We start from the raw sequence: 12,672 nt of genomic DNA, 5'->3' as shown, positions 1-12,672 counted from the left end.
AAACTGCCGCACAATGCGGCAGATTCGCAATTTTCGCGAAGCGTTACAGTCGACCCAGATCGTTGACCAGGGCAAGCAACATCACCCCAACCACCAAACTGATACCGATCTGAATCCCCCAACCTTGCACCCGATCCGACAAGGGACGACCACGCGCCCACTCGATCAGATAAAACAGCAAATGCCCCCCATCCAGTACCGGGATGGGCAACAAATTCAGAACCCCCAGGCTGATACTCAGATAAGCCAGGAAATTCAGGAAATCAGCGACGCCCGACTGGGCCGAAGCGCCCGCCACTTTAGCAATGGTTATCGGTCCACTCAAGTTTTTTACCGAGAGCTCGCCGAACAACATTTTCTTCAGCGAGTCCAGGGTCAGGACGCTCATGGTCCAAGTGCGTCGAGCACCTTCGCCAATCGCCGCCAGAGGCCCGTAACTGACCTCTCGGACCATCTCCGGCGGCCAGTCCACCGCCTTGACGCCGGCCCCCAGATAACCACTCGCCACCTTGCCTTCGCCGCGGCTGGCCAGGGTCAGCGGGACGTCGATTTGAGCACCATCACGCTCGACGTGCAGCACAATTTTGGTATCAGGACGTACACGGACCCAATCCACCACCTGCTGCCAATCGTTCAGGGGCTGGTCATTCACCGCCAACAGGCGGTCGCCGGTCTTGAGGCCGGCGGCCTGGGCCGGGCCCTTCGGATCGAGTTCGGCCAGCACCGGCGCCAGCGCCGGACGCCATGGGCGAATCCCCAGGGACTTGATCGGATCGGGCTCATCGGCGCCTTGCAACCAGTGGTCCAGCGCCAGTTCGCGCGGCGAGTCGGCCGTCGAGCCAGGCTCACGGACCCGCAATTGCAGGGTGCCGCTTTCCCCCAGGCGACGCACCAACTGAAGATTGACCGCGCCCCAGCCGGTGGTCGGTTCGCCGTCGACAGCAACGATTTCCTGACCGCTGCTCAAGCCGGCCTTCTCGGCCAGGCTGCCGCTTTCCACGGTACCGATGACTGGACGCACCTGCTGGCTGCCGAGCATCGCCAGGCCCCAGAAAAACACGATGGCCAGGAGAAAGTTGGCAATCGGGCCGGCGGCGACGATTGCAATACGCTGGCGCACCGACTTGCGGTTGAAAGCCTGGTCGAGCAGCTCCGGCGGGACTTCAGCCTCACGCTCGTCGAGCATTTTCACGTAGCCGCCCAACGGAATCGCGGCAACCACGAACTCGGTGCCCTGGCGATCGTGCCAACGCAGCAGCGGCATGCCGAAGCCCACGGAAAAACGCAGGACCTTGACGCCGCAACGACGGGCCACCCAGAAGTGGCCGAATTCGTGGAAGGTCACCAGCACACCCAGGGCCACCAGGGTGCCGACTATCATATAGAGCGCGCTCATTTACTTTCTCCGCAATCCCAGGTGCCGACAGCCCCGAAGGCTACGCCAGATTCATCGCCCGTGGCGACTCAGCCATTGCTCGGCCAGGGCCCTGGCCTTGGCGTCTGCCGCGAATACCGCGTCGAGCTCGTTGACCGCGACCACCGGCTCCAGGTTTAAAACGTCCTCGATGATACTCGCGATCTCGAGGTAACGGATGCGCCGTTCGAGAAATGCCGCCACCGCGACTTCATTCGCCGCGTTCAACATCGCCGGCGCACTGCCTCCGGCCTCGGCCGCTTCGCGGGCCAGGCGCAGGCAAGGAAAACGCTGTTCGTCCGGGGCCTGGAAATCCAGGCGCGCCACGGCAAACAGGTCCAGCGGCGCCGCGCCGGAGTCGATCCGCTCAGGCCAGGCCAGGGCATTGGCGATCGGCGTGCGCATGTCCGGGTTACCCAACTGCGCCAGAACCGAACCATCAACGTAATCGACCAGGGAGTGAATCACACTCTGCGGGTGGATCACCACCTCGACCTGGGACGGCTTGGCATCGAACAACCAGCACGCCTCGATCAGCTCCAGGCCCTTGTTCATCATGCTCGCCGAGTCGACCGAGATCTTGCGCCCCATCGACCAGGTGGGATGGGCGCACGCCTGCTCGGGGGTGACATCGGCCAGTTCGCCCAGCGGTGTTTGCCGGAACGGACCACCCGAGGCGGTCAGCAGGATCCGTCGCACACCGACCGCCGCCAGGCCACGGGCGTGATCCTGGGGCAGGCACTGGAAAATCGCATTGTGTTCGCTGTCGATCGGCAGCAGCACCGAACCGCTCTTGCGTACCGCCTGCATAAAGAGCGCACCGGTCATCACCAGCGCCTCCTTATTAGCCAGCAGAATCTTCTTGCCGGCTTCGACCGCCGCCAGCGTAGGACGCAAGCCCGCCGCGCCGACGATCGCCGCCATCACCGCATCGACCTCGGGATCGGCGGCGATCTGGCACAGGCCCGCCTCCCCCACCAGCACTTCGGTCGCCAGGCCAGCGCTACGCAGCTGCTCCTGCAAGCCACGCGCCGCGGACGCCTCAGGCACCACCGCATAACGCGGACGATGCCGCACGCACAGGGCAAACAGCTCAGCCAGCCGACTGAAACCGCTCAAGGCAAAGGCCTGGTAACGCTGCGGATGACGGGCGATGACATCCAGGGTGCTCAGGCCGATGGAACCGGTGGCACCCAGAACGGTAATTTGCTGTGGGCGGCTCACGATGCAGCGATCCACAGGAGTACGGCAAAGGTCGGAATGGCCGCCGTCAGGCTATCGATACGATCGAGGATACCGCCATGCCCGGGCAACAGGTTGCTGCTGTCCTTGACCCCCGATTGGCGCTTGAACATGCTTTCGGTCAAGTCACCGACCACCGAAATCACCACGATCAGCGCCGCACCCAGCAGGCTGGCAATCATCTGCCCGGCGCCCCAGCCGCGTACGACCCCGACCACCGCGGTGATCACCAGGCTCAGAGCCAGGCCGCCGTAGACGCCTTCCCAGCTCTTGCCCGGGCTGACCGACGGCGCCAGCTTGCGCTTGCCGAAGGCCTTGCCGGAAAAGTAGGCGCCGATATCGGCGCCCCAGACCAGGATCATCACCGCCATGATCAACCAGTTGCCCAACGGCTCCTGCTTGATCAGGATCAAGCCTTGCCAGGCCGGCAGCAGGATCAGGAAACCGATCACCAGCTTGCTCGCGGTGGTCGACCAGTGCGCGCTGGTGCGCGGATAGGTCAGCACCAGGAACGCCGCCAGGCCCCACCACAACACCGCCGCCCCCAGCACCCAGGGCGCCAGGTTGGGCAGGATGTACATGAAGAACAGCAGCACCGCGACCAGCGCCGCATAGGCCACGCGGGCCGGCTGCGCTTCAAACCCCGCCAGGCGCGCCCATTCCCAGGCGCCGAGGGTGACGACCAGGCCGATGAACAGCGCAAAGCCCGCGCCTTCGAGCAGGAAGAACCCGCACAAGGCGATGGGCAGGAGAATGAGTGCCGTGATGATGCGTTGCTTGAGCATTAAACCCGGGCTCCTGCTTCGACCTGTTCGCTCGTTTTACCGAAGCGACGCTGGCGGGAAGCAAAATCGGCCAGCGCATTGCGCATGGCTTCGTGTTTGAAGTCCGGCCAGAACAGGTCGGAGAAATACAGCTCGGCATAGGCCAACTGCCACAACAGGAAATTGCTGATGCGATGTTCGCCACCGGTACGGATGCACAGGTCCGGCAACGGCAGGTCGCCGGTGGCCAGGCAGGTCTGCAGCAGTTCGGGGGTGATATCGTCCGGGCGCAGATGCCCGGCCTGTACTTCACGGGCCAGGCGCTGAGCTGCCTGGGCGATATCCCATTGCCCGCCATAATTGGCGGCGATCTGCAGAATGAACCGATTGCTGCCGGCCGTCGCCGCTTCCGCCTCACGCATCGCTGCTTGCAGCTCAGGGTGAAAGCGCGAGCGGTCGCCAATGATCCGCAGGCTGATATTGTTCTCGTTGAGACGCTTGGCCTCGCGACGCAGCGCCTTGAAGAACAGGTCCATCAAGGCACTGACTTCGTCGGCGGGACGCTGCCAGTTCTCGCTGGAGAACGCGAACAGGGTCAATACCTCGACCCCGGCCTCGGCACACACTTCAATGACGGCGCGCACCGCGTCGACGCCAGCCTTGTGCCCGGCAACACCGGGCAAAAAGCGTTTCTTCGCCCAGCGGTTATTGCCGTCCATGATGATTGCAACATGGCGCGGCACCGAGGACGGCACAGCCTGCTTGGTCTTTTCCATGAAAACGTCCTGACCCTTAAACGGCCATCAGGTCCGCTTCTTTTTGCTTCACGGCCACTTCGATTTCCGCCACGAACTTGTCGGTCAGCTTCTGGATATCGTCAGCCGCACGACGCTCTTCGTCTTCACTGATCTCTTTTTCCTTGACCAGGTCCTTCAGGTCGCCCAGCACGTCGCGACGGATATTACGCACGGCAATACGAGCGTTTTCCGCTTCTTCACGAGCTTGCTTGGTGAAACCACGGCGAGTCTCTTCGGTCAGCGCCGGCATCGAGATCAGCAGCAGCTCGCCCAGGTTGGTCGGGTTGAGGTTCAGGCCGGCACTGCCGATCGCCTTGTCCACGGCACCGAGCATGTTGCGCTCGAACGCCACGACCTGCAGGGTGCGCGCGTCCTTGACGGTGATGTTGGCGACCTGCTTGATCGGGGTGTCAGTGCCGTAATAAGGCACCATCACGCCTTCCAGGATGCTTGGGTGAGCCTGCCCGGTACGAATCCGGCCAAACGCATGGGCCAGGGATTCGAGGGACTTCTTCATGCGCTCTTGAGCGTCTTTCTTGATTTCGTTGATCATTGTTGGCCTTCCTCGATCAGGGTTCCTTCAGCGCCGCCATGTACGATGTTCAGCAGGGCGCCGGGCTTGTTCATGTTAAATACGCGCAGCGGCATCTTGTGATCGCGGCACAGGCAGATAGCGGTGAGGTCCATGACACCCAGCTTGCGATCCAGCACTTCATCGTAGGTCAGATGATCGAACTTCTCGGCATGCGGGTCTTTGAATGGGTCCGCGGTGTAAACGCCATCGACCTTGGTCGCCTTGAGCACCACATCGGCGTCGATTTCAATCGCACGCAGGCAGGCTGCCGAATCCGTGGTGAAGAACGGATTGCCGGTACCGGCCGCGAAGATCACCACTTCCTTGGCGTTGAGGTGACGCATGGCCTTGCGGCGATCATAGTGATCGGTCACGCCGACCATGGAAATCGCCGACATCACGATGGCCGAGATATTCGCACGTTCCAGCGCGTCGCGCATCGCCAGCGCGTTCATCACGGTGGCCAGCATGCCCATGTGGTCGCCGGTGACACGGTCCATCCCGGCAGCACTCAAGGCGGCGCCGCGGAACAGGTTGCCACCGCCGATCACCAGACCGACCTGAACGCCGATGCCGACCAGTTGGCCGACTTCCAGCGCCATGCGATCCAGAACCTTCGGGTCGATCCCGAACTCTTCCGAGCCCATCAGGGCCTCGCCGCTAAGTTTGAGTAGAATGCGTTTATAGCGAGCTTGATAGCCACTGCCCTGCTGAGCCATTGCGAATCTCTCCTGCGGCGTTTAAAAAATCTTGCGAGCTGTTTGCAGCCTGCGCTTACTCTAGCTTGGCGCTGCTACAGCGCCATCAGAACACATCCTTGTAAGACGGTTCCGAGTGGAAAAAGAGAAACCTCTCCTCCCATTTGAAAAGAGGCTGCGCGCGTGAGCGGGCAGCCTCTTGGGTCGACAGTTGAAAACCGTCTTATTGCTTGTTGGCAGCCAGCTGAGCAGCAACTTCTTCAGCGAAGTTGTCCACTGGCTTCTCGATGCCATCACCTACTTTGAAGTAAGTGAAGGAAACGATTTCAGCGCCGGCTTTCTTGACCAGGGCACCCACGGTGACTTCCGGGTTTTTAACGAAAGCTTGTTCAACCAGGCTGGCTTCGGCCAGGAACTTGCTGATACGGCCGCTGACCATTTTTTCAACGATTTCAGCTGGCTTGCCTTTGATCTTGTCTTCGTTGAGGCTCAGGAAAACGCCTTTTTCGCGTTCGATGGCTTCAGCGGAGACCTGCGATGGCAGCAGGAACTCAGGGTTGGTTGCCGCAACGTGCATGGCAACGTCTTTGGCCAGGTCTTCGTTGCCGCCTTTGAGGGCCACAACCACACCGATCTTGTTGCCGTGCAGGTAAGCGCCGACCACATCACCTTCGATACGAGCCAGGCGACGGATGTTGACGTTTTCGCCGACTTTGGCAACCAGGGCTTCACGTGCCGATTCCTGAGCGGCGATCAGCGGAGCTGCGTCGGTCAGTTTGTCAGCGAAGGCTTTTTCAACGCTGGCAGCAACGAAGGCCTTGAAGTCGTCTTGCAGAGCCAGGAAGTCGGTCTGCGAGTTCACTTCCAGGATCACGGCAGCCTTGCCGTCGCCCTTGATTGCGATGGCGCCTTCAGCAGCAATGTTGCCTGCTTTCTTGGCAGCCTTGATGGCGCCCGAAGCGCGCATGTCATCAATGGCTTTTTCGATGTCGCCGTCAGCCTTGGTCAAGGCTTTCTTGCAGTCCATCATGCCTTCGCCGGTACGCTCGCGCAGTTCTTTGACCAACGCTGCAGTAATCTCTGCCATTTCAAAATTCCTCTTGGATAGGTTATCAACCATTCCACCCGATCGAACGGGCGTTCAATTCTTCCCGACCCCGTTGTAGCGGCTGCACATTACAAAGGCTGTAGCGGCACCACCGACAAACGGTTTTCGAGGTGGCAAAAAGGGGGCCAAGCCCCCTTTTTGCTTACTGAGTCAACGCCAGGGCGTCAATTACTCAGCTGCGGCGACCGGAGCTTCTTCAGTAGCGAACTCGACGGTACCGCCACCGTTGTTGTTGCGGCCACGGATCACAGCGTCAGCCATCGAACCCATGTACAGCTGGATGGCGCGGATGGCGTCATCGTTGCCTGGGATGATGTAGTCAACGCCTTCAGGGCTGCTGTTGGTATCGACTACGCCGATAACCGGGATGCCCAGCTTGTTGGCTTCGGTGATCGCGATGCGCTCGTGGTCAACGTCGATCACGAACAGTGCGTCAGGCAGACCGCCCATGTCCTTGATACCACCCAGGGAACGATCGAGCTTTTCCAGGTCGCGAGTGCGCATCAGCGCCTCTTTCTTGGTCAGCTTGGCGAAAGTACCGTCTTCGGCTTGGATTTCAAGGTCACGCAGACGCTTGATCGAAGCACGGATGGTTTTGAAGTTGGTCAGCATGCCGCCCAACCAGCGGTGATCGACGTACGGCGAACCGCAACGTGCTGCTTCTTCAGCAACGATCTTGCCAGCGGAACGCTTGGTGCCGACGAACAGAATCTTGTTTTTGCCCTGGGCCAGACGCTCTACGAAAGTCAGAGCTTCGTTGAACATTGGCAGGGTTTTTTCAAGGTTGATGATGTGGATCTTGTTACGCGCGCCGAAAATGTACTTACCCATTTTCGGGTTCCAGTAACGGGTCTGGTGACCGAAGTGCACACCGGCCTTCAGCATATCGCGCATGTTGACTTGGGACATGATAGTTCCTTGATAAGTCGGGTTTGGCCTCCACGTATCCCAATGACCAACCAGCAGCATCAGCTGAAGGCACCCAGGTCATCGTGTCGACACGTGTGTGGATTTAAGCTTCGCGGGGCTATCCCCGGAAAGCGGCGCATTTTATACCACAGCGACGACCAAAACGAAACCCGCATTCGCATTTCCCCTCCCGGGCTTTTGCGCGCGCCCTGGATTCAGGCCAGAATGGCCCCATCTTATAGAGAGAAGCGATAGCCGGGCGCTCATGGTTTACCCCTTGCGTCTGGTAGAATCGCGCTTTTAAGGGTGCTGAAACCCCGGGCCAGCCATCGCGGCCCCGCCGTTTTCACCCCATTCCGTGTTGATTCGCGCCCGGCGCGTAAAAGAGAGCCTGTATGACCGTCACCCTCAAAACCCCCGAGGACATCGCAAAAATGCGTGTCGCTGGCCGCCTGGCTGCCGATGTACTGGAAATGATCGGTGAACACGTCAAGCCCGGCGTCACCACCGAGGAACTCGACCGTATCTGCCACGACTATATGGTCAACGTCCAGCAGGCCATCCCCGCCCCGCTCAACTACAAGGGTTTCCCGAAGTCGATCTGCACCTCGGTCAACCATGTGGTCTGCCACGGCATCCCCGGCGACAAGCCGCTCAAGGATGGCGACACGGTGAACATCGACGTGACCGTGATCAAGGACGGCTACCACGGCGACACCAGCAAGATGTTCCACGTCGGCACCGTGCCGGTCTGGGCCGAGCGCCTGTCGCAGATCACCCAGGAATGCATGTACAAGGCCATCGAGATCGTCAAGCCCGGCTGCCGCCTGGGCGACATCGGTGAAATCATCCAGAAGCACGCGGAAAAGAACGGCTTCTCGGTGGTCCGCGAGTTCTGCGGCCACGGCATCGGCAAGGTGTTCCACGAAGAGCCGCAGATCCTCCACTACGGCCGCGCCGGCACCGGCATGGAACTCAAGGCCGGCATGACCTTCACCATCGAACCGATGATCAACCAGGGCAAGGCCGACACCAAGGTGCTGGGCGACGGCTGGACCGCGATCACCAAGGACCGCAAGCTGTCGGCCCAGTGGGAGCACACCCTGCTGGTCACCGACACCGGCTATGAGATCTTCACCCTGCGCAGCGATGAGACCATCCCCCGCGTCTCGGCCTGATCGCTTGCACCTGCCGCCTTATACAGAACGCCTATAGAACCCAAGGAAAGCCAATCGATGCCGCAGGTGGATCCCGAACTCTTCGACCGCGGCCAGTTCCAGGCGGAACTGGCACTGAAGGCCAGCCCCATCGCCGCCTTCAAGAAAGCCATCCGCCAGGCCCGCGAGGTGCTGGATGAACGCTTTCGGGTCGGGCGCGATATCCGCCGGCTGATCGAAGACCGCGCCTGGTTCGTCGATAACATCCTGCGACAGGCCTGGGACCAGTTCAGCTGGAGCGAAGACGCCGACATCGCCCTGGTGGCGGTCGGCGGCTACGGTCGTGGCGAACTGCATCCCTACTCGGACATCGACCTGCTGATCCTGCTCGACAGCGCCGACCACGAGATCTTTCGCGATTCCATCGAGCGTTTCCTCACCCTGCTGTGGGACATCGGCCTGGAAGTCGGCCAGAGCGTGCGCTCGGTCGATGAGTGCGCCGAAGAGGCCCGGGCCGACCTGACGATCATCACCAACCTGATGGAAAGCCGCACCGTTGCCGGTCCCGAGCACCTGCGCCAGCGCATGCTCGATGTCACCAGCACCGCGCACATGTGGCCGAGCAAGGACTTTTTCCTGGCCAAGCGCGCCGAACAGAAGGCTCGCCACCACAAGTACAACGACACCGAATACAACCTGGAACCCAACGTCAAGGGCTCCCCCGGTGGCCTGCGGGATATCCAGACGATCCTCTGGGTCGCCCGTCGCCAGTACGGCACCCTGAACTTGCGGGCCCTGGCCGGCGAAGGCTTTCTGGTGGAGAGCGAAAATGCCCTGCTGGCCTCGTCCCAGGAGTTCCTCTGGAAAGTCCGCTACGCCCTGCACATGCTCGCCGGCCGTGCCGAAGACCGCCTGCTCTTCGACCACCAGCGCAGCATCGCCGGGCTGCTGGGTTTCAAGGGCGACGATGCGAAACAGGCCATCGAAAACTTCATGCAGCAGTACTACCGGGTGGTCATGAGCATTGCCCAGCTCAGCGACCTGATCATCCAGCACTTCGAGGAAATCATCCTCGCCCCGGAAGACGAAGCGCCGCCGCAACCGTTGAACTCGCGCTTCCAGTTGCACGACGGCTATATCGAGGCGAGCAACCCCAACGTCTTCCGCCGCACGCCGTTCGCCATGCTGGAAATCTTCGTGCTGATGGCCCAGCAGCCGGAAATCAAGGGCGTGCGCGCCGACACCATCCGTCTGCTGCGGGAACACCGGCACCTGATCGACGACGATTTCCGCAACGATATCCGCAACACCAGCCTGTTCATCGAGCTGTTCAAGTGCAAGATCGGCATCCACCGCAACCTGCGCCGGATGAACCGCTACGGCATCCTAGGGCGCTATCTGCCGGAGTTCGGCGATATCGTCGGGCAGATGCAGCACGACCTGTTCCATATCTATACGGTCGACGCCCACACCCTGAACCTGATCAAGCACCTGCGCAAACTGCAGTACACCCAGGTCTCGGAGAAATTCCCGCTGGCCGCCAAGCTCATGGCCAAGCTGCCCAAGCCCGAACTGATCTACATGGCCGGGCTCTACCACGACATCGGCAAGGGCCGCCACGGCGACCATTCGGAACTCGGCGCGGTGGATGCCGAGGCATTCTGCGCGCGTCACCAACTGCCGCCGTGGGACAGCCGCCTGATCGTCTGGCTGGTGCAGAACCATCTGGTGATGTCCACCACCGCCCAGCGCAAGGACCTGTCCGACCCGCAGGTCATCCATGACTTTGCCCAGAGCGTCGGCGACCAGGTGCACCTGGACTACCTCTACGTGCTGACCGTCGCCGACATCAACGCGACCAACCCGAGCCTGTGGAACTCCTGGCGCGCCAGCCTGTTGCGCCAGCTCTACACCGAGACCAAGCGCGCCCTGCGCCGCGGCCTGGAAAACCCGGTGGACCGCGAGGAGCAGATTCGCCAGACCCAGAGCGCCGCCCTGGATATCCTGGTGCGCGCCGGCACCGACCCGGACGATGTCGAGCAGCTCTGGTCGCAACTGGGCGATGACTACTTCCTGCGTCACACCGCCGGCGACGTCGCCTGGCACAGTGACGCGATCCTGCAACAGCCGGCCGATGGCGGCCCGTTGGTGCTGATCAAGGAAACCACCCAGCGCGAATTCGAAGGCGGCACGCAGATCTTCATCTACGCCCCGGACCAGCACGACTTCTTCGCCGTGACCGTGGCCGCGATGGACCAGCTCAACCTGAACATCCACGACGCCCGGGTCATCACCTCCAGCAGCCAGTTCACCCTCGACACCTACATCGTGCTGGACAACGACGGCGGCTCCATCGGCGACAACGCGAAGCGGGTCAAGCAGATCCGCGACGGCCTGACCGAAGCCCTGCGCAACCCGGACGACTACCCGACCATCATCCAGCGCCGGGTCCCGCGCCAGCTCAAGCACTTCGCCTTCGCGCCCCAGGTCACCATCCACAACGACGCCCAGCGCCCGGTCACGGTGCTGGAGCTGAGCGCGCCGGACCGTCCCGGGCTGCTGGCGCGGATTGGAAAGATCTTCCTGGAGTTCGACCTGTCGCTGCAGAACGCCAAGATCGCCACCCTCGGCGAGCGGGTGGAAGACGTGTTCTTCATTACCGACGCCGACAACCAACCGCTGTCCGACCCGCAGCTGTGCAGCCGATTGCAGGACGCCATCGTCGAACAGTTGAGCGTCAACGCCGAACCGCCCCTTGAAACGATGCGCCTGAGTATCTGACGCGCCGACACCTGAATGAAGCGAGCACCGTTACCGATGAACAACGCCCTGAACCAGTTGCAGCCCTACCCGTTCGAGAAACTCCGCGCCCTGCTCGGCAGCGTGACGCCGAACGCGGACAAGCGACCGATCGCCCTGTCCATCGGCGAACCGAAGCACCGCTCGCCGGCGTTTGTCGCCGAAGCCCTGACCGCCAACCTGGAACAGATGGCCGTGTACCCGACCACCCTCGGCGTACCGGCCCTGCGTGAAGCCATCGCCGGCTGGTGCGAGCGGCGTTTTGGCGTGCCGAGCGGCTGGATCGACCCGGCGCGCAATATCCTGCCGGTCAATGGCACCCGTGAGGCGCTGTTCGCCTTCACCCAGACCGTGGTCAATCGTGGCGACGACGCGCTGGTGGTCAGCCCCAACCCCTTCTATCAGATCTACGAAGGCGCGGCCTTCCTCGCCGGGGCCAAGCCGCACTACCTGCCGTGCCTGGACGAGAATGGCTTCAACCCTGACTTCGACGCCGTGCCGGTGGAGATCTGGCAGCGTTGCCAGATCCTGTTCCTGTGCTCGCCGGGCAATCCGACCGGGGCGCTGATCCCGCTGGAAACCTTGAAGAAACTGATCGCCCTGGCCGACGAGCACGACTTCGTGATCGCCGCCGACGAGTGCTACAGCGAGCTGTACTTCGACGAACAGACCCCGCCGCCGGGCCTGCTCAGCGCCTGCGTGGCGCTGGGTCGCAAGGACTTCAAGCGTTGCGTGGTGTTCCACAGCCTGTCCAAGCGCTCCAACCTGCCGGGGCTGCGTTCGGGTTTTGTTGCCGGTGACGCGGATATTCTCAAGGCCTTCCTGCTGTATCGCACCTACCACGGCTGCGCGATGCCGGTGCAGACCCAACTGGCCAGCGTCGCGGCCTGGAACGACGAAATCCATGTGCGGGCCAACCGTGCGCTGTATCGGGAGAAGTTCGACGCGGTGCTGGAGATCCTGGCCCCCGTGCTGGATGTACAGCGTCCGGATGGCAGCTTCTACCTGTGGCCGAATGTGCAGGGCGATGATGCGGCGTTCTGCCGTGACCTGTTTGCCGAGGAACATGTGACGGTGGTGCCGGGTTCCTACCTGTCCCGCGAAGTGGACGGCGTCAATCCAGGAGCCGGGCGCGTGCGCATGGCCCTGGTTGCGCCACTGGCCGAGTGCGTCGAAGCCGCCGAGCGGATTCGCGCCTTCATCCAGCGCC

At 61.9% G+C, this 12,672-nt stretch carries 11 protein-coding genes; 3 read left to right on the top strand and 8 right to left on the bottom strand.

Annotated features, from left to right (window positions below):
• Positions 1-43: 43 nt before the first annotated feature.
• From rseP to rpsB, 8 genes are all read right to left on the bottom strand, one after another.
• Entirely contained in the window at positions 44-1,396 is a 1,353-nt protein-coding gene (gene rseP / locus CWE01_RS00605) for a sigma E protease regulator RseP (RefSeq protein ID WP_100938586.1), read from the bottom strand.
• 51 nt (positions 1,397-1,447) lie between these two features.
• On the bottom strand, positions 1,448-2,638 hold the full coding sequence (gene ispC, locus CWE01_RS00600) for a 1-deoxy-D-xylulose-5-phosphate reductoisomerase (RefSeq protein ID WP_100938585.1): 1,191 nt from the start codon (positions 2,636-2,638) through the stop codon (positions 1,448-1,450).
• Positions 2,635-3,441, bottom strand: a complete 807-nt coding sequence (locus tag CWE01_RS00595) for a phosphatidate cytidylyltransferase (RefSeq protein WP_100938584.1) — start codon at positions 3,439-3,441, stop codon at positions 2,635-2,637. Before CWE01_RS00595 ends, ispC begins: the two co-directional genes overlap by 4 nt.
• Positions 3,441-4,196 (bottom strand): polyprenyl diphosphate synthase, encoded by a 756-nt coding sequence (gene uppS / locus CWE01_RS00590; protein WP_100938583.1) that lies wholly within the window; start codon positions 4,194-4,196, stop codon positions 3,441-3,443. Before uppS ends, CWE01_RS00595 begins: the two co-directional genes overlap by 1 nt.
• 16 nt (positions 4,197-4,212) lie before the next feature.
• Positions 4,213-4,770, bottom strand: a complete 558-nt coding sequence (gene frr, locus CWE01_RS00585) for a ribosome recycling factor (RefSeq protein ID WP_100938582.1) — start codon at positions 4,768-4,770, stop codon at positions 4,213-4,215.
• Positions 4,767-5,510, bottom strand: a complete 744-nt coding sequence (pyrH, locus tag CWE01_RS00580) for a UMP kinase (protein WP_003172271.1) — start codon at positions 5,508-5,510, stop codon at positions 4,767-4,769. Before pyrH ends, frr begins: the two co-directional genes overlap by 4 nt.
• A 202-nt stretch (positions 5,511-5,712) precedes the next feature.
• Entirely contained in the window at positions 5,713-6,576 is an 864-nt protein-coding gene (tsf, locus tag CWE01_RS00575; RefSeq protein WP_100938581.1) for a translation elongation factor Ts, read from the bottom strand.
• 189 nt (positions 6,577-6,765) lie between these two features.
• The gene (gene rpsB, locus CWE01_RS00570; RefSeq protein WP_100938580.1) at positions 6,766-7,506 is read right to left on the bottom strand and encodes a 30S ribosomal protein S2; all 741 of its coding nucleotides are present in this window, start codon (positions 7,504-7,506) and stop codon (positions 6,766-6,768) included.
• A gap of 395 nt (positions 7,507-7,901) precedes the next feature.
• Between rpsB and map the strand changes: the two genes are divergently transcribed.
• From map to dapC, 3 genes are all read left to right on the top strand, one after another.
• A complete protein-coding gene (gene map, locus CWE01_RS00565; protein ID WP_100938579.1) occupies positions 7,902-8,684 on the top strand; it encodes a type I methionyl aminopeptidase in 783 nt (260 codons plus the stop codon).
• A gap of 57 nt (positions 8,685-8,741) precedes the next feature.
• Positions 8,742-11,444, top strand: coding sequence for a [protein-PII] uridylyltransferase (locus CWE01_RS00560; RefSeq protein WP_100938578.1), 2,703 nt, complete (start codon positions 8,742-8,744; stop codon positions 11,442-11,444).
• Positions 11,445-11,480: 36 nt separating this feature from the next.
• Positions 11,481-12,672: succinyldiaminopimelate transaminase (gene dapC, locus CWE01_RS00555; protein ID WP_100938577.1), on the top strand; the 1,192-nt coding region annotated here is incomplete at its 3' end.

Origin of the sequence: Pseudomonas sp. QS1027 (genome assembly GCF_002814235.1) — a bacterium.
Classification (GTDB): Bacteria; Pseudomonadota; Gammaproteobacteria; order Pseudomonadales; family Pseudomonadaceae; genus Aquipseudomonas.
Note: the sequence above shows the minus strand (reverse complement) of the source record. Positions and strands in the feature narration are given on the sequence as shown.